The 22494-nt window shown below is 67.7% G+C and carries 16 protein-coding genes; 6 read left to right on the forward strand and 10 right to left on the reverse strand.

Annotated elements, in window-relative coordinates; translation table 11 throughout:
• Nucleotides 1–4: 4 nt before the first annotated feature.
• The gene (locus tag CVV72_RS10920; RefSeq protein ID WP_219152311.1) at nucleotides 5–1453 is read right to left on the reverse strand and encodes a hypothetical protein; all 1449 of its coding nucleotides are present in this window, start codon (nucleotides 1451–1453) and stop codon (nucleotides 5–7) included.
• Nucleotides 1450–4872, reverse strand: a complete 3423-nt coding sequence (locus CVV72_RS10925) for an AAA domain-containing protein (protein WP_219152312.1) — start codon at nucleotides 4870–4872, stop codon at nucleotides 1450–1452. The genes CVV72_RS10920 and CVV72_RS10925 overlap by 4 nt, the downstream gene beginning before the upstream one ends.
• A gap of 202 nt (nucleotides 4873–5074) precedes the next feature.
• Between CVV72_RS10925 and CVV72_RS10930 the strand changes: the two genes are divergently transcribed.
• A complete protein-coding gene (locus CVV72_RS10930) occupies nucleotides 5075–6784 on the forward strand; it encodes a hypothetical protein (RefSeq protein ID WP_219152313.1) in 1710 nt (569 codons plus the stop codon).
• 106 nt (nucleotides 6785–6890) lie between these two features.
• On the opposite strand, the gene CVV72_RS10935 is transcribed toward CVV72_RS10930, so the two are convergent.
• Nucleotides 6891–8231, reverse strand: a complete 1341-nt coding sequence (locus CVV72_RS10935) for a hypothetical protein (RefSeq protein ID WP_219152314.1) — start codon at nucleotides 8229–8231, stop codon at nucleotides 6891–6893.
• Between the two features lie 1432 nt (nucleotides 8232–9663).
• Here CVV72_RS10935 and CVV72_RS10940 point away from each other — a divergent pair.
• The 3 genes from CVV72_RS10940 (at nucleotide 9664) to CVV72_RS10950 (ending at nucleotide 13919) form a co-directional block, all read left to right on the forward strand.
• Nucleotides 9664–10818: a DUF6042 family protein gene (locus CVV72_RS10940; RefSeq protein ID WP_219152315.1), complete on the forward strand. Its 1155-nt coding sequence runs from the start codon at nucleotides 9664–9666 to the stop codon at nucleotides 10816–10818.
• Between the two features lie 697 nt (nucleotides 10819–11515).
• Nucleotides 11516–13585 carry a DNA ligase D gene (ligD, locus tag CVV72_RS10945; RefSeq protein ID WP_219152316.1) on the forward strand — a complete coding sequence of 690 codons (2070 nt, stop codon included), beginning with the start codon at nucleotides 11516–11518 and terminating at the stop codon, nucleotides 13583–13585.
• Nucleotides 13586–13691: 106 nt separating this feature from the next.
• Complete coding sequence (locus CVV72_RS10950; RefSeq protein ID WP_219152317.1) at nucleotides 13692–13919, forward strand: DUF2188 domain-containing protein; 228 nt, start codon at nucleotides 13692–13694, stop codon at nucleotides 13917–13919.
• Between the two features lie 321 nt (nucleotides 13920–14240).
• On the opposite strand, the gene CVV72_RS10955 is transcribed toward CVV72_RS10950, so the two are convergent.
• Entirely contained in the window at nucleotides 14241–14603 is a 363-nt protein-coding gene (locus CVV72_RS10955; protein ID WP_219152318.1) for an Lsr2 family protein, read from the reverse strand.
• A 206-nt stretch (nucleotides 14604–14809) separates the two neighbouring features.
• Entirely contained in the window at nucleotides 14810–15292 is a 483-nt protein-coding gene (locus CVV72_RS10960) for an NUDIX domain-containing protein (protein WP_219152319.1), read from the reverse strand.
• A gap of 277 nt (nucleotides 15293–15569) precedes the next feature.
• Here CVV72_RS10960 and CVV72_RS10965 point away from each other — a divergent pair, with 277 nt between their 5' ends.
• Entirely contained in the window at nucleotides 15570–16787 is a 1218-nt protein-coding gene (locus tag CVV72_RS10965; RefSeq protein ID WP_219152320.1) for a glycosyltransferase, read from the forward strand.
• A 22-nt stretch (nucleotides 16788–16809) separates the two neighbouring features.
• Here CVV72_RS10965 and CVV72_RS10970 read toward each other — a convergent pair whose 3' ends face one another.
• The 5 genes from CVV72_RS10970 to CVV72_RS10990 form a co-directional block, all read right to left on the reverse strand.
• A complete protein-coding gene (locus tag CVV72_RS10970; RefSeq protein ID WP_219152321.1) occupies nucleotides 16810–17460 on the reverse strand; it encodes a formyltransferase family protein in 651 nt (216 codons plus the stop codon).
• The gene (locus CVV72_RS10975) at nucleotides 17457–18656 is read right to left on the reverse strand and encodes a DegT/DnrJ/EryC1/StrS aminotransferase family protein (protein ID WP_219152322.1); all 1200 of its coding nucleotides are present in this window, start codon (nucleotides 18654–18656) and stop codon (nucleotides 17457–17459) included. Before CVV72_RS10975 ends, CVV72_RS10970 begins: the two co-directional genes overlap by 4 nt.
• Nucleotides 18653–19654 carry a dTDP-glucose 4,6-dehydratase gene (locus CVV72_RS10980; protein ID WP_219152323.1) on the reverse strand — a complete coding sequence of 334 codons (1002 nt, stop codon included), beginning with the start codon at nucleotides 19652–19654 and terminating at the stop codon, nucleotides 18653–18655. The genes CVV72_RS10975 and CVV72_RS10980 overlap by 4 nt, the downstream gene beginning before the upstream one ends.
• A 67-nt stretch (nucleotides 19655–19721) precedes the next feature.
• On the reverse strand, nucleotides 19722–20297 hold the full coding sequence (locus tag CVV72_RS10985) for a dTDP-4-dehydrorhamnose 3,5-epimerase family protein (protein ID WP_219152324.1): 576 nt from the start codon (nucleotides 20295–20297) through the stop codon (nucleotides 19722–19724).
• A 36-nt stretch (nucleotides 20298–20333) separates the two neighbouring features.
• On the reverse strand, nucleotides 20334–20699 hold the full coding sequence (locus CVV72_RS10990) for a hypothetical protein (RefSeq protein WP_219152325.1): 366 nt from the start codon (nucleotides 20697–20699) through the stop codon (nucleotides 20334–20336).
• 109 nt (nucleotides 20700–20808) lie between these two features.
• Here CVV72_RS10990 and CVV72_RS10995 point away from each other — a divergent pair, with 109 nt between their 5' ends.
• Entirely contained in the window at nucleotides 20809–22332 is a 1524-nt protein-coding gene (locus CVV72_RS10995) for a peptide deformylase (protein WP_255632631.1), read from the forward strand.
• Nucleotides 22333–22494: the final 162 nt, after the last annotated feature.

Here is a 22494-nt window from a genome sequence, read left to right on the forward strand (position 1 = left end):
GCCGCTACGTGACGATCGTGAGGTCGATGGCGGATACGCACTGCTGGTACCGGTCGTCAACCGCGTCGGCCGAGCGCACGAGGGTGCCTTCTTCCCGACGGTAGACCCGGTTCGGGCCGCGGTAGGACAGCCAGTCGAAGCTGGTGTTGACCCACGTGTCGTCGAAGATCAGGTCGTGCGCCATGGCGGTATCCACGCGGACGAGGGTTAGGTTGTCGTGCGCGTCAGCGAGGCGCTGGATGCGATCGAGCGCGTCGGCGTCGTGGTCACGATCAGGGTGGCCGAGCCCGTAGGCGATCCGGGCGACCAGGTCCCGTCGGCGGAGCATGACCTCCAGTTGGGCGATCAGCCCGTCGGTGACGACCGCTGCGCGCAGGAGGGGTGCGAGAAGCAGGAACCGGCGGCGAGCACTGGCCACGGCGGCGACGAGCAGTTCCGGATGCTCGAAAGACGGAACACTGCGCACGGTGAGGGCGGCCAGTTCCGCGCGCGCGGTGGCGGCGTCCTCATCGGCAGCTGCGAGGACGGTGCCGGGTTCGGCCCCCGGTGGCGTGGTGTCGGCGCGCCGTTGCAGGCCGCGGACCGTGTCGTGGGGAGCGCGTTGCGCGGCCAGTTGCGGAGGTAGGGCGGGTTCGCCCACCGAGGGATCGAGGCTGATCTTTAGTGCGCCGGTGCCGCCGGCTTCGGCCAGCGCCTGGTCGTGCGCTTTGCTGACGAGGTCGTCGACGACGACGGTCAGCCGGACGTCGTCGAAGCCTGCTGCGGCGAACACGAGGATCACGGCAGGCAAGTAGTGCAGGTATTGGCGGGTTACGGCGTCGACCGCGAGCACCTCGACCAGGTCGCTACCGTCCGGCCTGTCAGCGCCCGAGCCGGTGGTCTGGTGGTCCGAGAGGCCGAGGATACGGTTGATCGCACGGGGGGTGACCTCATCGGTGGTCACGTCGCGGGTTCGTGCGGCGGGCAGGATCACCATACCGTTGGTGGTGGCCTCGTTGCGGCCGATCAGCTCGGATTTCCTCGTGGCCGTGGGGGTCCACAAAAGCCTGTCGAAGGCCTGGAGGTGCGTGACGCGCTGCGGGGAGGTGGTTTGCAGGTCGTGGGCGGCCACGGTGCCGGTCCGGGTCAAAGTGATGCGGCGGGTTCCGTGGTGCTCGGGCCGCGTGTCGGGGCGGTAGTCGAGATGTTCGTCGGACAGCCGTCGTGCGACGGCGGTGCGGACGGCCTCGTCGCCGATGCCCAGGACGCCGGCGACCCCGCCGATGGTGTCCACTCCCTGCTGGCAGAACCGCAGGACGAACTCGTCGACCACGGGCAGCGGTTTGCGTTGCTGTGCCAGTACTTCGAGCGTGAGCCACGAGAACGGGACGGCTGCGGGCTGCGCGGTCACGAGGTGGTAGCCGGGGTGCAGTTCGCTGTAGCGGCGTGCCGCGATGGTAGTGGCGTCGGTCATGCTCGGGCCGCTCCGATCCGGCAGGTGTCAGGGTGCTTGCGCAGGTGGGTCAGGACATCTCGCAGCGGTCCGGGGGCGTTCTGGCAGAACGTCGCGTCGCCGACGATCACCAATCCGAATCGGGAGCGTGACAGCGCGACGTTGATGCGGCGCCAGTGTCGTCGCCCGAGGAAGCCGAGATCGCCGCGGGTGTTGCTGCGCACGACCGAGAAGAACGTCACGTCGGCTTCGCGGCCCTGGACGGCGTCGACGGTGTTGACCTCGATGTCCATCCGCGCGCTGCCAAGCCCGGCTACCGCGCGTTGCAGCTCCTCGCTTTGTTTGCGGTAGGCCGTGAGGACAAGCACGCGCAGCGGCGTGCCGTCCGCTGTCCGCACCGTGCCGTCGGCCAGTGCGGTGTCAAGCTGGGACAGGGCCCGCTTGATCACCTGGGTCTCGTACTGGTTGACCACGCTCGTCCCGCGCCGCTCCTCGCGCCGCAGATCGGTCGAGGTGGTGTCGAGCCACGTGACCGGGCGATACAGCTGGTCCCAGCCGGCGAGTTCGGGTTTCGCCGCCGAGTGCAGCGCGCCGTCGTAGAAGCACGCCGAGACCAAGTCACCGATGCCGGGGTGCATGCGGTACTGATGTGCGAGCTGGTGGCGGGCGTCGTCCGGGGCGCTGGCCAGCAACTCCTGGAACAGGGTGCGTTCGACTTCGGCGCGCTCCAGCCCGTGTTTGGCCATGAGGTCGTCGTGCTGGAGGACCTCTTCGTGCATCGGCGGGAGCTGCTTGGGGTCCCCAACGAGCACCCATCGCTTCGATCGGGCCAGCGGAACCAGGGTCTCCGTGGCAGTCGCCTTGGAGGCCTCATCGAGGATGCAGAGGTCGAATTCCAGCTCCCGCACCGCGGGATGGGCCAGGAATCCGATACAGGTCCCAGCGACCACCCGCGCCTGCTGCAACAAGACGCCTTCCAGGTCCCGGCTGGATTCGATGCGCTGGAACCATTCCCCTTGCAGGGTCAGGATGTCGACCAACTTCCCCAGCCCCGAGCTCTCCTCGATGAGAGTGTCGACCGCGGCGCGCACCGCGCCTGCGGTTAACTCCGCTCCGGGAGGCAACAGCGAATCGAGCCGGTCGGCGCCGAGCAGCATGCCAGCTCGCTCCCGCAGGCCGGTGATCCGCGCGGTCTGCCGCGCAACCTGCTCGCGCACCGTGTCGGCATCCGACAATGCATCGTTCTCATCAAGCTCGGGCGACACGGCCAGGCCGCGGCGGATCCGCGCGCCGGCGAGGTCGCCGAGCGTCGCCTGGGCGGAGGACAGGTCGCCGAGCGCGGCAAGAAGCTCCATCAGCGCGCCCGTCCCTTGGACGTCGCTCAGTTCGACGGACGCGTCGGCCGCTAGGCGCGCGAGGTGCTGCTCAGCGCTGGCGCGGATCTCAGCGACCCACAACGGCATCCGATGATCAAGCAGGTGCCGTTGGGCCTGCTCGGCGATCCGCTCGTCTCCGGTCTTACCGAGCCGGACGAGGTCCTCCATCCCGGCATCGGCCAGCCTCACCAGCGCGTTGTCGACTGCGACGTGCGTCTGGCTTACCAGCAGGATCCGCGCCTGCGGATTGTAGTGCAGTTCCTGGCGCACCAGCTCTGTGATGAACCCGGTCTTACCGGTTCCCGGAGGCCCCTCGAGCAGGAAGAAATCCGGGCTGCCCAAGGCGCGGGCAACCCCAGTGCGCTTGTCCTCGTCGAGGTCCTCGTTGAACCACGCGGGGGTGAGAACCGCCGATGGTGCCGCGATCCGTCGTGGGTCCACCAGCAGATCACGAAGCTGGGGCCGCACCGCGATCCCGGACCGCACATTAAGCACAGCTTCGCGCTGCCGCCGCAACGCCGCCCGGCTCGCCCGCGTATCGAGCACGAGAACACCCGCGTAGGGAACATCCGTGGGTCGCTGTGGGTAGGCGAGGACGACGGTTTTGCCCTCTTGCGCGACAACAACACCTGACCCGCGGGGCCGGTCGTCGGAGTCCAGGGACCGGCACAGCCGTTCTTGACCGACGATGTCCGACTCCGGCGCCGTGTCGAGGCTGAACCGGACCCGCTTCCCGTCGATGGTGGCGTTGCGGAACCGCAGCGGACCGGACCGGGCGTGTTCGAGGTCGTCTTTCGCGTCCAGCAAATCCAGCCACACGTCGAACACGCGGTTCTCGTCGCGGCGCCGCTCCTCGTCTTCGACACGGACGTAGTGTTCATCCAGCGCCGCAAGGATGATCTCCATCGACCGGCGCGCCTCGGCGGGCGGCTGACGCCGCGACGTCCACACGAGCTCGTCGACGACCGGCCAGCCGTTCCGGCGGACCCACTGCAACGCCTTGTCGTCTGAGGTGATCTGCCGGGTCACCACGAACGCGGGACTGTTGCCGGGCGCGATCGCCAGCCGAAGCCGTCGCTGCTCCCCCACCAGATCGAAGGTGTCCGACAGTCGGGTTCCTGTGCTCGCGTCGACGACCCGAGCAAGGTGGCTGCCGTGCGCGAACTCCGTGCGCAGAGCCGCTTCGATGGCGTCGGCGTCCTGGTCGAATGGCGGCGGCGCCAACCGGCGGGCAGCTTTTTCCTGGACCACGAGCTGAACCGCGCGCTGTTCGGCCCATTTGCGGTGGCGCTGATTGCGGATCTCGCGCAGCTCACCACGCAGTACGACCGCGTTCGGGAGCCGGTTCTCTCGGATTCGGCTGGTGCAACGGCGCAGCAGCGCACCGATCTCCGGCGGCACGTTGATCTCCTTTAGCGCCGCGGTGATGTGTGGGTAGTCCTCGAACGGGCCGGAGCTGAGGCAGCGCAGGATCGTCGCCGCGAGCCCCCAGGTGTCCCGGGCGGCGCTGGTCATCTCATCCAGTTCGGGTGGGGCGTAGGGCCGGGAGGCGAATTCAGCGACGGTCGCCTCGGTGGCTATCCGGCTGCGGATTTTGCTGATCCCGAAATCGGCGAGCATCGGCTGGCCCTCGGCTCCGACGAGGATGTTTGCCGGTTTGACGTCGCGGTGGACCACGTCCCGTTCGTGCGCATGCGCCAGCGCGTCGGCCAACGGCAGCGCCCACCGGTCGGCGAAGTCGTCCCACCCGATGTCCTCGGCCGGCGGCAGGGCCTCCCGCAGAGTCTCTTGCAGCCACGGGAATACGAGATAGAACGCGTTCTCGCCATCGTCTTCGCCGTGATCGAGCAGCGAGACGATGTTCGGGTGGTTCAGCCTCTGCAGAGCCTCGACCTCGCGACGGAAGAACACGCGGTGGGTCTGATCGGCATCGGCCCGCGGGATCAATTTCACCGCGACTTGGTGGCCGGTCCGGTGGTCGGTGGCTTTCACCACCGTTGACGCGCCGCCCTCACGGCCGGGTTCAGGCAAGATGACGTATCGATCCGCTACCGCGCGCAGCACATCGCCCCTCTCACAGACATCGACTGAAGCACCGTAACGGCCATGAGCCGACCGATCGGGTCAACGCGCCGATCGAGCGAATCGATCGGCGCTGCCAGTTCCGCTGCGTCGCGTACTCCCGCTGCCGCCCGCACCCGCCCGAGTGTGCTCACGCCAGAACGTCAGTTCACCTACTCTTACAGGTTGTTCAATCGTCTTCGGTGTGCCGTCCGTGCAGGAGCGTGACCGTGCGTGGAAGATGACGGCCGTGCGTATTCCGTGGGATGAACTGGCCGAGTCGCCGAAGAAGGCCGAGCAGCTGTTCGACCTGCTCATGCACGCCGAGTACGGCGATCGGGTGCGCACGATCAACGGAGCCGGGGGCGACGGCGGCTGTGATGCCTGGTTCGAAGACATCCGACGCGCTGTGGAGTTCAAAAGCTGGACGAAGCTGGGGAATTCCCAGCGGGCGCAGGCATCCCGCTCGCTGAAGCGAGCGTCCGAGAACGATATCGCCTCATGGGTTCTCGTCGCGCCGGTCCATCCGACGCCGAAGGACTGGGAGTGGTTCGACGGTCTGAAAGCAAGGTATCGCGACTCGATCGACCTTCAATTTCTGGAGGTTCGCTGGCTCGAAGCCAAGCTGGCCAAGTATCCGGGCATCGTCCGCTTCATCATGTCCAGCACGCACCAGGAGGTCGTCGACCTGCTGCGCGAGCTGCATCAGGAACAAGCCGCGATGACCGGAGGCGTGCCTGATCTGCTCAAGCGCCTGACCGTCCTGAACACGCGTGCCGACGAGTTGTCGCCGGTCTGGGGAGTGGACTTCGCCTCCCGCGGAGGCCGCAACGAGGTGTCCATCCGGTTGCAGGAGGATATTCCTCCCCAGCACATCAAGGTCCACCTCGATGTGTCAGACGACCCTACCGGATCCGCCGTGACCGGCGCCGTGACTGCCGCGCTGCATTACGGCAGTGGCGCGGTCATCGAACCCGGACGCATTACCCGGGTGGAGAACGAGGCAATCAGCGCACTGAACCTCCCGTGGCAGCAGGTGGCGATGGTGTTGCCGGACCAGAGGGTCACCGCCGGGTTCCCGCGCGCGGCCACGCTGCGCGCCCTCGCCCAAGACGGCACCCGTGGCCGCCCGCTGCGTCTGACGCTGCGCTACGCCACCGAGGGCTCGCGGGGCATGTACGTTCACGGCGCCGACTCCACCGGCATGCTGCGCATCCGCCTGCGCGTCGACCGTCCCGGACAGCTGGAGGCCGGCACGAATATCGGAGTGCTGCTCCAATACGGCCCCACCGATACCCAGCACGCCGCCGCGGTCGACCCCGAAGCGCTACTGCGCACGGTGAACGTCCTGGATTCCCTCGATCACGCACCCGGCATGGCCCTGACGCTGGGCACGGAACAAATCGACCTCGACGCCGGACTCCGCGAACCCACCGGGCACTTCGCACCGATCGCTCGCGCATTGCAGGACTTCATTTTCGTCCGCGACGAACTCGACATCGCGCTGCCCCTGCCTGCTTACTGGTCAGCCCACGACGAACGCAACATCGCGTTGCTTGCCGGCCTGCTGCGCGGCGACGAGGTCACCATGCCGCTGAACTCCACGGTGTGTCATCAGATCAGCACGGCAGACGAAGCCCGCCTGTACATCGACCTGTTGGAGGGTGGGCATGGCGGACGGATCGATTTCGAGATGGTCGGCTTGTCATTGCCCATCGGCGATGTTCAGGTACCGGTCGAGCCGCTCTACGTCGCGTTCTCCCTGGCACGGATCGCCAACGCCACCGAGGTCGCTGAGGCGATCACCGCCAAGGACAGTGCCATCCCCGTGGACATTCGTCCGGCGCCTGACTCGACCGTCATCGGGCGCAGAACACCGTTCCCTCATCCCGGCGGCACATCACCGGTGACATAGAAAGTTGCGACCGTTGTCCACGGTCGCGGTTGCGCACGTGGACAACGCTGACATCCCCAGCTGAGACAGCCGTCCTCAGGCGCGCGACCTTCGTCTCCCACGAAGGCTAGGTGCCGCGCGACAAGCGGAGGGCATACTGGTTGACATTGATGAGCAAGTTCTGCGCCGCCCGTCCCAACGCCAGGTCAGCGCTGGGGCCAGCGAAGGTAGCGTCGATGAGTGTCCCGCGCAACCGGCACCGGGCGGTGGCCACGAACGGTGGACCGGATTCTGTGGCTCGGGTGTCCAGGTCTGTGATGGCGTCCCAGGTTTCGGCCGCCCGCAGCGACTGCCACGCGGATGTGCCGGGCACATGCGGGATCGGGAGCCGTTCCAGCGTGGCCAGCGGAGCGTTGGTCATACCGGCGAGGTGCGCGAGAATCCGGACCTGGGCGTGCCTGCGGGCATCCCACTCGTCCGCACCGTGGCACGGCCCGACCTGGTGCTCCGCGCCGTCGACCTCATACCGGGCCTCGACCTCGAACCCGTGTGCGCCGCCGATCACCCGAACCCGCTCGTAGCGGACCGGGTCACGCCACAAGCCGAGTTCGTCGAAACGGCCGTACAGCACAGTGGGGATCAAATGGTCGTCGGCGGACTCCAGAAGCAGGTGCAGCACCGCGAGCCGCGCACGATCCCACTGTGTCCCTCGGGTCGCGAACAACACAATGGGGATCTCTCTGCCGTCCAACAATCCCAGCTGGAAACGAATCTCGCATTGCTCGATCACCTCCCTCGGCGCCTCGCCCTCATCGGCCACCGCCACCAGCACTCCGAAGAACTCGTTGGAATCCAACGAGGACAGCCGCTGTCCGAGCGATGGCAGCGGGTGGACCGAGACCGGTGACCGGACCGTGTCCCTCCACGGGACGCGATCAGGCACCGGAACGTCGACATGGCGAATCGCTGGGGCTGTCGGCTGCGGCAGATTCGCAAGACGGGCCAGCAAGCTGACGTAGGCGGCGTCCGCCACGCCGTTCGAGTCCAGGCCGCACCGCTCGTCTCCTGCGACGGTCACGGCCCCGACGGTGACTGAGGCCTGCGCGATAAAGCGTTCCCCGGCCGCAGTCATGACCTTTCGAGACGTAGCTCGCCGGAATGGAGAGCCGATCTGCGCGCAGTGCGCGGACAGAACGGCGGCAGCGTGTTCCGGCTGCCGCGCGAGGCTCTCGATCACCAGCCGGCGCACACCATAATTCGTCATCGCCGGCGGCGCCAGCAGAAGGGTCCGCATGTCCGCTCGGGTCAGCGTGTCAGCTTGGGCACGGCGTTGGATCTCGTCAGCGCCGTCATCGCCAACGACACCGCCGACGATGTACGGCCGAAGCCACACCGGCCGGGCAAGCCGCGACACCTTCGCCATCACCAGCACCTCTTCTTCCCCATCGACGCCGCCATCATCTGACACCCCGTGTCCAAGCGCATCAGCCAACTGCTGCGGAGAGCGGTACTTCGGCGAAGTATCTGACTTACCGGGTTCCGATCACGGGCCGAGCTGTTCCGAGCACCAGCCCAGTGCAGCGAACGCTGGGTAGCGGTGCTGATGTGGCACCGCCACCCAGCTGGGTACCCACCCAGCCCAAGCGAGTCTCGGGCACGCGGATCATCGCATCGTGCACCGACAATCCTTGCAGGCCGACGACATGTTCCTGCAGCGGTCCTACCCTGGCATCTTCTTCATGGTCACCTGACGCGGCCCCTGCGCGTTCAGTCGCGCTGCAGGCTCACCTGGGGCCACCTGAATCCGCGCTGGAGGGCGGTGTTCGCGCGTGCTACGGAATCCTGCGGTACTCGAGATAGGCGTCCCCGCTGCTTATCGGCCATGGCTCCAGGCTTCGAGGTGCACGTCGGTTCGTGCGCCGCTCAGCCGTTCTGATTGGCAAGCCGCCGGGTCCTCACGTCTTCTCCAGCAGACTCGCTAAGCTCCGCGTGGCTGTCAGGGACTTGTCGGATTCGCGGCCCTAGCGACACTTCTCCTGCTGAGACGGGACTTGCCCGACGTGGGAGTCGACGTCGCCGGTGTCACCGATTAGCTCGACTAGCCGCGTAAGCAGGGGCGTCAGCGCCCGTCGCTGGACGGGCTCGGATTACGACGCGCCGCCGTTACCCATTCCGTGAACCAAATACCCACAATCGGGTGATGCTCGCGACCGGGCCGATATCGACGGCGCGGTGAGGCAAATCCGCCGACGCCCTCCTGCAGCTCGGAATGACCGTCGGTACGAACCCGGCGGCCGGCGCGCTGCAGCAGCTCGGACAAGGCGCACTCGGTCATCTCGTTCTGCCCTGATCGGAGGGGCGCGGAGGCCTGCACCTGCAGGGCAAGCGGGTGATCCTTGTGCGGCGTCCGGGTACTGCGGCGGCGCGTCGCGCAGCATCAAGTTCCTCGATCACGGTGCACTGACGAGCACATACTCCGACGAACCGACAAGTCCTGATCACACGACTTCCGGCCTACCCCGCCGTCCCCGCGCTTCGCCCGCCCGAACCCCACCCCGGCTTAACCACACGATCGAAACCCATCTGCATCGGCATCCGCACCGACGAGCACCACACGTACTTCGACCGGATCGACCTTCCCAGCTAAGCGCCCGCGGCCGTGAACCTGACGTCACAGCAGCTGCGACCCGCGCCGGACCCGTGTCGGTCGCCTGGCCGGACTGGACTCTGCTCTATACTGCGTTCCGGCAGATGTGCCTGCCTGCTTCCGAACTTCGAGCGCCCACGCCGCCGAGGTCGTGAGGACAAGGGTCCCGGACTCGCACAACTGAACCTGACGGCGCGGATCGGCCGCGCCATCGTCCCTTCGCGGGACGCGTGGGGTTCCGCTGGAGGCTCACATGGTCAACGAACGGGTACGCAAGAAGAAGATCCGCGCCCACATGGCCGCCACCGGACGTCCCTACCTGCGCGCCGCACGCGACCTCGACGACTCCGGTTCCGGCTTCAGCTACCTACGTACCGACTGGAGCAATTCGGCTTGGCCGCGGCTGATGCCGCTGGAAGCGATGACCCTCGAGCTCATCATCGGCACCGCCAGCGTCACCGACCAGGACGGCGACCTCGCCGACCTGATCGCAGCCCACCCGGCAAGCAGCAAGCTCGACAAAGGCCCCGACACCGTTCTGACCTGGCAGTACCGCGACGAAGAAGACGCCGAAACCGCCGCGCTACGCGCCGAGGCACAGGCCGCGTTCACCGACGCGGTCACCACACTCGGCCGCCCCGTGCCGACCACGCTGGCCGACCTGGCCCACCTGCTCGCTGAACTCGGCGTCTACCAGCACACCCGCGAACCTGACGGGAAACACCGATGGCGGGCGCCCCAGGCCATCCCCCGTTTACAGGACGTCCTGCCGCTCCCCTGTTACTGGACCGAGCGCGAAGACCGGGTCCGCTGGTTCACGGAGACATCAGGAGCCGCGCTGACCCTGCAGCGGAGCCTGCGCGGCCACCATGGCGAAGACCAGGTGGACACCACGATGCAGCGGCTCGGAGACGAGACCGGCATGCCGATCGCCGCCGTGCGCGCCGGCCTCGACGGCCTGATGTACCGCTTCAACGTCGAGGTACTGCGCCACGAAACGCCCGTTACCCGCGAAGACCTCGATGGGCTGGCCGAACACGCCCGCATTCGCCTCGTCATCGACTGGACAAACTTCGAAACCTCGCTCGACCCGGACCAGGACGATGACGAGGACATGCAGCTCGTCTGGGACAACGCACCGTGGTCGACCTATCGTGCGATCGCCGCCGACGCCCACATCATCGACGGAGCGCATGAAGTCCTCGGGCACATGCCCTTCACGATCAGCCAACCTGACGGAAACACGTTCTCCACCAGCTTGGCCGACCTGGCCATCGGCAACGCGATGTCGACCGGAGCCTTGGCCGACTCCTTCCTCGAACTCGAGAAAGCTGGCCTGCTGCGCTGGTCCGCAGAACGACAGCTCGCCGAAATGGCTGAAGTGCCGAACAAGTTCACCACAGCCTGATCCAACAAGGCGCGGCCACCAGCGACGGTCGGGTTGGTAGCGTGCTGATCGCAGGGACTTTGTCAGCCTGTAACGGGGTGTCCGGAGCTGACTCCGGACACCCCACCCATCAACACCGCCGTCAGCCGGGTCACCTACGCACGCCGAGCCTGGACCGACTACCTCGCCGCTCGAGTCGCCGCCCCTAGCCACAACGGGAGGAATAGCTTTCCTGTCACCGTCGAGCAGTGCACTCACTGTGAACATACTTCAAGCCGCACCTGGTGCTCTAGGAGCCACGGGTGTCCGAGATCGCTGCGACTTGGACACCACTAGCTATTCGGGTCAGGTATTCACAGCAGCAATCTGGCTACTGCAAGCCATCGTGTGGGCACTTGCCAGCCTTGTCATCGCTGGCTACACCGGCCTCACCCGCAAGATCGCCTGACCGTCCCAGCGCGCAGGAAACGATCAACCTGAGCAGGAGTCGACAGCGCATGAAGATGCGGCGCGCTGGCGGCCCGAAGTCTGCGCGGCGATCCGCGGCCTCAATGCCAGTGCTGGCCAGCTCTACGCCTCCTGCGGGAGCACTTTCCTAGATCGCGCCAGGTCATGACATGTCGGTTGTGGACGGTCGAGAGGCGAGACGCGGGGGTCCGGGGGACGATGGGCTGGCGGCGGGAGCACCTCGTCGCCGAGCCGACGGGAGGTGCCGGGGATGGCCCGCAGACCCCGCGGCGACGCTTCCCGGGTTCCCACGTGGATCGAGCCGATGCTGGCCACATCGGACCGTGGCCGGCTGCGGGAGGGCCCGGACTGGGCGTACGAATACAAAATCGACGGATTCCGCTGCTCGATGCAGGTCGCGCCGGACGGCACTACCCGGCTGACCAGCCGCAACGGTATCGACTTCACCGATGAGTTCGCCGAGCTCGCCGGAGTGCTGGCGCCGGCGTTGGATGGGCGGGCCGCGGTGCTGGATGGGGAGATCGTCGTCTACGACGAGGGCGGGCAGATCGACTTCGGGCTACTGCAGGAACGCCGCGGCCGCTACCAAACCCATCGCGCCTCCCGCCGCCGCGACGAACTCTTCGAGGATCTTCCGGTCCGGTTTCTGGCGTTCGACCTGCTGCAGCTTGGCGAGGAGTCGCTGCTGCGGGCGCCGTACGACGAACGCCGCCGCCGGCTGCTCGAGGTGCCGATGCCGGACCCGTACCGGGTCGCGGTCGTGCGGGCCTTCACCTTCACCGAGCTGGACGCCGACCGGCAGACCACCGCCCACCTGCTCGCCCACGTCGCCGCAGCAGGACACGAAGGGCTCGTCGCGAAGCACCGCCGAGCGCCCTACACCCCGGGCAAGCGCACCGATGCCTGGATGAAACACCCGCTCACCCAGACGATCGAGGTGATCGTGTGCGGATGGCGGCCCGGGAAGGGACGCTTCACCGGAACGGTGGGCGGCCTCCTGCTCGGCGCCTACGACCAGTCCAACGGGGAGCTCCGATACATCGGCGACGTGGGCACCGGGTTCAGCGACGCCGAACGCGCCCGGCTCCATGCCCGCCTCGAGGCGTTGTCCCGGCCGGGACACCCGTTCGCGGTCGATCCGCCGCGGGCGGACGTCGACGGCGCACGGTGGGTGGATCCGGTCCTGGTCGGCGAGGTCGAGTTCCGGCAAGTCACCCGCGCCAGCGGACGTCTACGTCATACCGCCTGGCGCGGACTGCGGGAGGACAAGGAACCCCGCGACGTCCTCGCTCCCCGACCGGACCGCGAGCCGGTGGCCGCCTCTCCCCCGGCCGAGCCCGCCGCGACGACCAGGCCGCGCCCGCACGAGCCGGACGATCCGCCCCGGCCGCTCGGACCGAAGATCACGGTGCAGGCCGGAGCCCGACAGCTCACCCTGTCCAACCTGGACAAACCGTTGTACCCGGACGGGTTCACCAAGGGCGAGGTCATCAACTACTACTCCCACATCGCCCCCGTCCTGCTCCCCCACCTCGCCGAGCGGCCCATCACCGTCATCCGCTTCCCCGACGGTGTCGGCGGCGAGCAGTTCTTCGAGAAAAACGTGCCGCGCGGCGCCCCCGACTGGCTCCCCACCGTCCCGCTGCCGAGTACCAGCAGCCGCAGCCGCCACGGCGAACGCGGTGAGCCGATCGAGTACCCGCTGATCGACGAGCTGGCCGGACTGGTGTGGGCGGCGAACAACGCTTCCCTGGAGATCCACGTCCCCCAGTACACCGTCGACCCCGGGCCTCCCCCGGTCCGCCGGGCGCCGGACCGGCTGGTGTTCGACCTCGACCCTGGCCCCGGAACGTCCATCGTGGACTGCTGTCGTGTCGCCGTACGGCTTCAGGAGGTGCTGGCCGCCGACGGGCTGAGTCCGTTCGCGAAAACGTCGGGGTCGAAGGGCATGCAGCTGTACTGCGCGATCGACACCGACGACCCGGCCGCGCCCACGGCGTACGCGAAACGGCTGGCTCAGCGCCTGGCCCGGGAAACACCCGATCGGGTCACGGCTGTCATGGCCAAAGCCCAGCGCACCGGGCGGGTGTTCATCGACTGGTCGCAGAACAACATCGCCAAGACCACCATCGCGCCGTACTCGCTGCGCGGCCGCGACCGGCCGACCGTCTCCACCCCGGTCACCTGGGACGAGGTACGCGCCTGCCGCCGGCCCACTCAGCTCGTGTTCACCACCGACGACGTCCTCGACCGCGTCGCCGAGCACGGCGACCTGCTCGCCCACTTGGACGTCACCCGCGCGCCACTCCCCGCCAGCTGAGGGCAGAGAACTCGGGTGGGTTGCTCCCGGGATGTTGATGTTCATCTGATCGGCGCGGCGGGTAGTCGTGGAGTGACACCGTGTCGGCGGACGAGAGGAGCGCCCTGTGAAAGGCGACGTCGAGACCTATCACCAGGACGGCGAGTGGAAGAACAAGATCGAAGGCGAGGCTGAGCCGCTCGGCACCGGTTACGCCACCAAAGCCGACGCCGCCGCCGAGGGCCGGAAGCTGGCCATCGAACGCAAGGTCGAGCACTTCATCCGGAACCTGGACGGCACGATCGGCGAACGCAACACCTACACCGGCCACGACCCCCGCAACATCCCCGGCTGACACGCTCGGCGTTGCGCTGACTGGTCAGTTCGCGTCGGGAGTTCGGAGGAGCTTGTCGCGACACTGGCGGAGGCCAGCTTGGTCCACCAGCGGCGTTCTACAAGCCCAGTCTTCTCGTTCTCGGTGTGCTGGAGGGCGACCTGCAGGATCGCGGCGGACCCGCGTCCCTGAGGCTTTTCCGCTCTCGGGACGGCCACAGCGGAGTTCCTGCGAAAGGTTGACGTAGCGGGGCGCTGGCTGCACCAGGCGATCTGGGCACCGGAGTACAGCACCGGCAACGTCGGAGGGACATCCTTCGATGTCCCTCCGACGCCCCGCCAGCTAGTTCTTCTTGTGGTACGCCTCGACGACCTCGGACGGGATCCGTCCACGATCGGACACCTCATACCCGTTCTTGCGCGCCCAGGCGCGAATAGCCTGGTTCTGCTCACGGTCAGCCGCCGTCGGAGCCTTGGACACCACCGACAACGCAGCCACAGCCGGGGCCGCGACGGCCTTACGCTTGCGTCCACCAGCCCGGCGACCGTGTTCGACATACTGTTCGAAGATGTCGCGAAGTTCTTCCGCGTTCTCCTCGGACAGATCAATGTGGTACGTCACGCCGTCGAGACCGAACTCAACGGTCTCCTCCGCTTCCGTGCCATCAATGTCGTCGACAAGACTTACCGAAACTTTCTGAGCCACGCCACGTCCCTCCAGAATGAGATGATGAACGACAGAATAGTATCCCTAAACCAGGCCCGGCTATAGCATGGCTTCAGATTTCGAGGCGGCGACGGAAATCTCTTGTCCGCGGAGCTCCCCGCGATTCCGGCCCTGTGCGCCGTGCGGGTTCCACTCAGGACTGTTCATCCGTCATCGTGCTTGGTGAAACCGGAGTTTCATGAGGCTCAGTCGTTGCTCTGCTCTGCGTGACGCTGCAGGATCGCGAGGATCTGCACGCCTTGGATCCGCGAATCCTCCGATACGTCGTCTGCGTCCGCGAGCGCCTCCGCGTCGAACCACTGCACATCGGACTCGGCATCATCGGAATAGTCACCGTCCCGTTCGGCGACAAACACGTGGTCACGGTGGACGTGGAGTGCGTCGGTGTAGTTGTCGGGCCCGGCCGGGACCTCAGCGATCCACCACGGGGTCGCCATCGTTTGGTGAGGAAACCGGGTTGGAAGTGGCAGCGGCAGGAGCCTGCACCGTACCCCGGTCTCTTCGCGTACTTCGCGGACCGCTGTCTCGGCGATGGTCTCCCCCGGTTCCTGATGGCCACCGGCCGGCAAGGTGATGTGCAGGCGGCGGTGCCAGATAAGCCCGATCATCCACCGCATCTGCCTGCGTTGCACCAGGAAAGTCGACGCTGTCTGCTCTGTGATCGTCACGAACCACGTTCCCATCTGCCAGCTTGCCTAGACAACCCTGTCACACTTTCTGGCAGCTCGTCAGCGTGAGCCAGCAGCACCATACCGACGCCCGCGGCACGTCACCCTCGATCCATACTTAATCCTTAATGGACAGTCTCGCTGCCGATGCTCGAGAAAGCGTGAGTGGCGCTCAACCGCCATCGGCGCTTGTGGAAGAATCTCGCGCGGAAGCTGGCGTTCACGCCGGATCACGGTCGCCCCATCCCGGCAGGGCGAGAAACAGCGGGTTTTGACGATGAACAAGCACAAGGTCGCGCAGGCCGGCATCCAGCACGATCAGCAGCCGGAGCAGCAGGTGTTCCGGTTGCTGGTCACGGGCGGCGGGACGGGCGGGCACACCTATCCAGCGCTGACCGCCATCCGCACCCTGCAGGCCCGGTTGGCGGATCAGGGCAGGGCCGTCGAGGTGTTGTGGGTGGGAAACTCGGCCGGATTGGAAGCGCGCGTCACCGCCGATCAGGGGATCCCGTTTCGGGCGGTCGCCACCGGGAAGATCCGTCGTGCGCGCAACCCGCTGAAGATGTTGTCCCGGGCCAATCTGACCGATATGGCCCGGGTCCCGCTCGGCGTGGTGCAGGCGCGGTCGGCCGTGGCGCGTTTCCGGCCTGATGTCGTGCTGGCGACCGGGGGCTACGTCGCCGTGCCGGTCGGACTGGCGGCCAGGGTGTGTGGGCGTCCGCTGGTCATTCACGAGCAGACGTTGCGGCTTGGCTTGGCGAACCGGGTGCTCGCTCGGGTGGCGGCTCGGGTGGCGGTGTCGTCGGAATCGACCCTGCCGCTGCTGGCGCCCGCCACGCGGAAGCGTGCTGTCGCGACGGGGAATCCGGTGCGCGCGGAGGTGCTGACGGGGGACGCTGATCGGGCGGTGAAGGCGCTCGGTGTGCAGGGTTTCGATCGGGCGCTGCCCACGGTGTATGTCACCGGCGGCGCGCAGGGCGCCAGGCAGATCAACGAGCTTGTCTCGGCGATCCTGCCGTGGCTGCTGGAGCGGGCCAACGTCGTGCACCAGTGCGGCAGAGCGGCCGTGGAGGGCCAGCGGGAGCGCACGGCCGCGTTGCCGCCAGGTCTCGCTGCCCGGTATCTGCCGGTCGATTTCATCGGCGCGGAGCTGCCTGATGTGTTCGCGCTGGCCGATGTGATCATTTCGCGCAGCGGGGCGGGGACGATCGCCGAGGTGACCGCGCTGGGCACGGCGGCGGTGTTCATTCCGTTGGCGTCCTCGGCGGGTGGCGAGCAGGCCCACTACGCGCGACATCTCGCCGAACAGGGCGCCGCGGCCGCGCTCCTCGGCGCCGAGGTCACCGCGACGGCTCTGCGGGACGCGGTGGCGCCGCTGCTGGCCGATCCGCAGCGGCGCCGCGCCATGGCCGATCTCGCCCGCGGGCTGGGCAGGCCGGACGCTGCGGATCGGCTCGTCGACGTCGTCTTGGACGCGGCGCGGGAGCGTCGGTGATCGTGGGTGTTGGCCGATGTTGTCAGCGGCGGGATTGTGTCGTGGCCCGCGTCCAGCCGTCGCGGTCGCCGAGCAGGTGGCTGTCTCGCCGGTAGTGCGTGGTCGCCTTCGTCTCGTCTTGGGGTGTCGGGGTGATGGCGTCGAGTCGAGGCAGGGTGTCGGTGATGAGGCGGCGCCCGTGTTCCATGGCGCGGGACCAGACGTCGGCGACCTCGTCGACGTCCGGCCAGATGGAGAACAGGGCTTCGGCGAGGACGGGGCCGGAGTCGATGCCGGTGTCGATGACGTGGATCGTGATGCCGGCGAGGGTGTCGCGGTTGTGTAATGCCCAGTTGACCGGGCGGGCGCCGCGGTAGGCGGGTAGGCGTCCGGGGTGGCAGTTGAGGATGTGCGGGGTGCTGTCGATCAGGCTGGATCCGATGATTTTGTCGTAAAGCACGCTGAACACGAGATCGCACCGTCCGGGTTCGAGGTCGCGCCAGTCTCCGGAGCGCAGCACGCGTGTGTGCGGCCAGTTCTGTTCGACGGCTCGGGAGAGGCTGATGTCCCAGTCGGGCTCGGGCGTGTTGGGGATGACCGTGTCCAGGACGGTGCCGGGCAGCGCGGCGATGACCTCGCAGGCGTGCACGGCGAGGGTTCCTTTCCCGAGTACGGCGGCGCGGCGCAGAGTCACCGTGGCGCCTCCATCTGATCCGGAGCCTGCTCGGGTGTGGTCGCCTCGGAGTCGATCGTGCTGGTGGCGAGGCGGAGTGTTCTGCGCAGGGCCGCCGCGACGGTGTGCACGTCGTTCGCGGTCATGGCGGGATGGAACGGCAGGGTGAGGATCTGCCGCCACAGCGACTCCGACCGTGGGAGCGGGCTGGCCCACCGGTGGAACGCGGGCTGGAGGTGGTTGAGCGGGTAGTGCACGCCGACGGCGATCTCGGCGGCGCGCAGCCGCGTGTGAACCTCGTCCCGCAGCGGCGCGGGAACGAGGACCGTGCAGGTGAACGGCACGGTGTTGGCGACGTCGAGATCGACTACGGTGACGTTCTCGATCTCGCGCAGCGCGGTCTCGTAGATGGTCCAGAGGTTCTTACGGCGGGTTTCCATCTCGGGGAAGCGGGCGAGCTGGACCCGGCCGATCGCGGCGTGCAGCGTCGAGAGGTGGTAGCGGAACCCGGTGTCCTCCACGGTGTAGGACACCGCGGCGCCCCGTTGCCCGCGGGTCTGGGTGATGCCCAGTGCCCGCGCCCGGCGCAAGGCCGCGGCCTCCCCTGCGGTGCGGGGGACGACGGCCCCGCCGTCGCCGCAGGTGAGTGCTTTGATCGCGTCGAAACTGAAGCAGGTCAGGTCACCGGTGGCGCCGACACGCTGAGGCCCGAGGCGCGAGCCGAAGGCGTGTGCGGCGTCTTCGACGATCGCGATGTCCTGAGCGGCGAGATGCTCGCGCACGCTGGTGAGGTCGACCGCGCGGCCGCCGTAGAGGACCGGCATGACCGCGCGGGTGTCCGGTGTGAGGGCGGCGCAGAGGTGGTCGGCGGTGGTGCACAAGCTGGCTGGGTCGACGTCGACGAACCGGGGCCGGGCGCCGCAGGCGAGGATGGCCTGCACACTGGCGCAGAAGGTCAGCGACGGCACGACCACCTCATCCCCCGGCCTGACCCCGGCGGCCAGGAGCGCCAGGTGCAGCGCGGCGGTGCCGGTCGCGACGGCGACCACGTCCGGCACGTGGAGGTAGGCGGCCAGCTCGCGTTCGAAGGCCTCGGTTTCCGCGCCGTGCCCGTACTGGCCGCTCTCGAGCGTGCGGGCCACGGCGGTGATCTCGTCGCCGTAGAGGAAGGGCCGGGCGTTCGCCTGGGGGCCGCCCGGTGCCGTCACGACGGTCATCCGCCGACCGCCGCCAGCTCCGCGGCGGCCGGCTTTCCCGGGGCGTCGGCCGCGGGCCAGCGATCGACGTTGCCGCGATACCAGTGGACGGTCTCGGCCAGACCGGACACCAGGTCACGCTGGGGCCGGAAGCCGAGTTCGGCGATCTTGCTCCAGTCCATCGCGTAGCGGATGTCGTTGGCGGTGCGATCCGCCACGGTGGTGACGGCGTCCCAGCCGGCGCCGATGATGCGCAGCAGGCGCCCGGTGAGTTCCAGGGTGGTGAGGTCGGTTCCGCCGGCGATGTTGTAGATCTCGCCGGGGACACCGCGGCGCAGGACCAGCTCGATCGCCCGGCAGTGGTCGTCGACGTGCAGCCAGTTCCGCAGGTGCTGCCCGTGACCGTGCACGGTGACGGGCTCGCCGGTGAGGAGCTTGTGCAGGAACAGCGGGATCAGCTTCTCCGGGTGCTGGCGGGGACCGTAGTTGTTGGAGCTGCGGGTGATGCAGACCGGTACGCCGAAGCTGACGAAGTACGACATGGCCATCAGGTCGCTGGCCGCCTTGCTGGCCGCATACGGGACCGTGGGCCGCAAGGGGGCGTCTTCACCGGCTGCGCCGGTCGGCATCGGCCCGTAGACCTCGTCGGTGGACACGTGCACGAACTTCTGGATACCGCAGCGCATCGCTGCGTCCAGCAGTGTCTGAGTGCCCATCACGTTCGTGCTGACGCTGTTGCCGACATCGCGCAAGGAACGGTCCACATGGGACTCGGCGGCGAGGTGCACGACCGCGGTGTGGCCGGGCAGGAGATCGCCGACCAGGCCGGCGTCGCGGATGTCGCCTTCGACGAATCGCAGTTTCGGGGAGTCCATGGCGGCGGCGAGATTCCGCCGGTCGCCGGCATAGGTGAGACTGTCCAGAACGGTCACCTGGTCGATCTGGTCTGTCTGGATGAGACGGTCGACCAGGTGGGAGCCGATGAATCCGGCGCCGCCAGTCACGAGCACTCTGTGCATGATCGGTCCAATCTGTCTCGACGCAGTCGATGGAGTAATCGTTGGTGCTGAACTGAATTCCGGTTCGTCATTGCGTGTATGCGGGGAGCATCCCGGCCCGTTCGGCGTCGGCCAGCCGGGGCGCGCTGCGATCCTTGGCCGACTGGTTCGCGGGTACGTCAGGTGGCCAGGTGATACCGAGGTCCGGGTCGAGCGCCTGGACACGGACCTCGCTGGCTGGATCGTGCGGCTGGGACAGCAGGTACATCACCGTCGAGTTCTCGGCGAGGGACAGGAACGCGTGACCGAGACTCTCTGCCAGGTACAGCGAGACGTCGTGGTCGTCGTCCAGCTGCTCCATGTGCCAGTGCCCGAACGTCGGGGAACCGACGCGCACGTCGACCACGACGTCCAGCACCGCACCTCGAACGCAGGTGACGTACTTGGCCTGCCCGGGTGTCCCGGTGACGACGCTGATCCCGCGCAGCACTCCCCTGCCCGACACCGACACGTTGGCCTGCCGCGGCCGCCACGTACCGCCGGTGGCAGCGTTCACGACGTCGGCCCGGTAGCACTCCCGCACACTCCCCCGTCCATCCTCATGGCGCGGGTTCTCGATCCTCCATGCGCCAGGGATCGGCAGCGGCGTGACGTGGGTTCCCATGCCGGGCGGGCCTCCTTCGATCAGAGCTCGTTCGAGTCACGCGGCGGCGATGACGCCTAGGCCCGATGTCAGGCGGTCACGCTCCGAAAACGGCAATGCCGACAGGTCCAGCGTCCCGTGCATCGCGACGATCTCGTTGTCCACCAGCACCTCGTGCGGCTGGTCACGCAACCACTGCAAGCACGCGTCACAGACCTCGAAACGATTACCGAGATCGCGGAAACTCACCGAGCCGATCAGCTCAGCCAGGTGCGCGAGCCGGTACCCGAACACCAGGTTGCACACCGGGTGGACCTGGAAGTAGCCCTCCTGCGCCAGATCGATCGCGAGGTAGGCGTGACGCCGGCCGTCTCCGGCGTACACGCGGAGCACCACCCTCTCGCGCTTCCCGCTGCCCGTCATCGCATCCCCGTTCCGTCGTGTCACTACGGGAAGGACACCGCGGAGGCCGGGTGTGCCTCTAGGCTGAGCGACGACTCACGGTGCGTTCACGCACACTCACGGTCCCCAGATGGCGGAGGCGACGATGACGACGGGCACGACCAGCGGCAGCACCCCGGATGCCGAGATGAACGTCTTCGCCGTCGAACTCGAACGCTGGCGCGATGTCCGCGGGTTCTCCCGCACCGCCCTGGCCAAGGCCATGGGCTACGACCGCTCCTACGTTTCCAAGGTGCTCTCCGGCACCGAACGGCCCTCCGAAGCATTCGCCGGACACGCCGAGGCCGCACTCCGCGCCGGCGGCGCCCTGCACGCCGCCTTCCGCGACTACGAGGCCCATCGCCCCGCACGGACGCGCCCTCCCCTCCCGCCCGTGACCGAGACCCCGGCAGGAACCGGGAGCCTGGTGGTCGACCACGACGACGCCACCCTCCGCTACGACGACGGCGTCTACCGGCTCACCCAGCGCCGCCACCTGGTCAACCACGGCACCGAGCCGATCACCCGCTACCTGATCCGGATCTCCGTCGACCGCTTCCCCGGCGACCCCGAACGGTCCAACCAGCTCTACTCCGAGAACCCCCTGACCTGGGACGAGATCGACCTGCACGCCTGGCACGGCCGCGGCCGCGCGAACCCGATGGCTTGGACCGCCCACCACGACCGGGACGCGTTCAAGGAAGTGTGGCTGCTCTTCGCCGGGCAGCACGGGCACTTCCCCCTGTATCCCGGCGAATCCTGCTGGATCGAATACGAGTACACCGTCAGCGAAGAACACTGGGGCAACTGGTTCCAACGCGCCGTCCGGCTACCCACCCGCACCCTGTCGGTCTGCCTGGACTTCCCGGCCGACCTCGCCGCCTCGGTCTGGGGCCTGCACACTTCCATGACCGCGCAGGCCATGCCTTTCGCCACCGCGATCGGCCGCGACGACACCGGCGACCGGCACGTCTTCTCGTGGTCCTGCGAAGACCCGCCACTGCACGCCCGCTACCGCCTCGAATGGGACTTCCGCGGCTACACCACACAGACCGACGGCCCACCGCCGAAACCGAGCGAAGTCATGGCATCCCTCGGCATCGTGCAAGACACCGACCCCGCACTCCGCCGCATCGCCCGCCGCTTCGACCTCCCGGCCGAAGCCGAGGACGCCCGCCGCGTCGTCACCGCGCTGAACTCCGCCTGCGAACGGGTCGCCCAAGCCCACACCTTCGGCAAAGGCATGGGCATCGCAGCACCACAGATCGGCATCGACCGCGCCGCCGCCATCGTCCGCACACCCGACGGTGAGGCGGTCACCCTGTTCAACCCCACCATCATCGAAGCAGGCGGAGACATCGACGACCAGTACGAAGGCTGCCTGTCCTTCTTCGACGTCCGCGGACAGGTCCCACGTGCGCACATCGTCCACGTCGAACACACCACCATCGACGGCCAGACGAAAATCACCATGTTCGAACGCGGCGTCGCCCGCCTCGTCGCCCACGAGATCGACCACCTGCACGGCACCCTCTACACCGACCACATGCGAGCCGGAGTCAACCCCATTCCTGTTGAGCAATACCGCGGCACCGGCACCATGTGGAAATACTGACGACCACATCCCCGACCAGAAGCAAGAAAGGCCTCAGCCTCACCGGACCCACGCTCACGGACATGCCAACCACCACCCAAGGTCGACAGGTTCCCGGCTCCGCTCCCGGCTCCGACGGAAGCCGTACCAGCGACCGCAGGGTCCGCACACGGTGGGGCAGGT

This window comes from Amycolatopsis sp. TNS106 (genome assembly GCF_019330265.1).
Taxonomy (GTDB): domain Bacteria; phylum Actinomycetota; class Actinomycetes; order Mycobacteriales; family Pseudonocardiaceae; genus Amycolatopsis; species Amycolatopsis lurida.

Bases quoted from the DNA above. Each gene is read 5' to 3' on its own strand.
- CVV72_RS10920 (WP_219152311.1), bottom strand. From the start codon at position 1,453: ATGACCGACGCCACTACCATCGCGGCACGCCGCTACAGCGAACTGCAC.
- CVV72_RS10940 (WP_219152315.1), top strand. From the start codon at position 9,664: ATGGTCAACGAACGGGTACGCAAGAAGAAGATCCGCGCCCACATGGCC.
- ligD (WP_219152316.1), top strand. From the start codon at position 11,516: ATGGCCCGCAGACCCCGCGGCGACGCTTCCCGGGTTCCCACGTGGATC.
- CVV72_RS10965 (WP_219152320.1), top strand. From the start codon at position 15,570: ATGAACAAGCACAAGGTCGCGCAGGCCGGCATCCAGCACGATCAGCAG.
- CVV72_RS10975 (WP_219152322.1), bottom strand. From the start codon at position 18,656: ATGACCGTCGTGACGGCACCGGGCGGCCCCCAGGCGAACGCCCGGCCC.
- CVV72_RS10980 (WP_219152323.1), bottom strand. From the start codon at position 19,654: ATGCACAGAGTGCTCGTGACTGGCGGCGCCGGATTCATCGGCTCCCAC.
- CVV72_RS10985 (WP_219152324.1), bottom strand. From the start codon at position 20,297: ATGGGAACCCACGTCACGCCGCTGCCGATCCCTGGCGCATGGAGGATC.
- CVV72_RS10990 (WP_219152325.1), bottom strand. From the start codon at position 20,699: ATGACGGGCAGCGGGAAGCGCGAGAGGGTGGTGCTCCGCGTGTACGCC.
- CVV72_RS10995 (WP_255632631.1), top strand. From the start codon at position 20,809: ATGGCGGAGGCGACGATGACGACGGGCACGACCAGCGGCAGCACCCCG.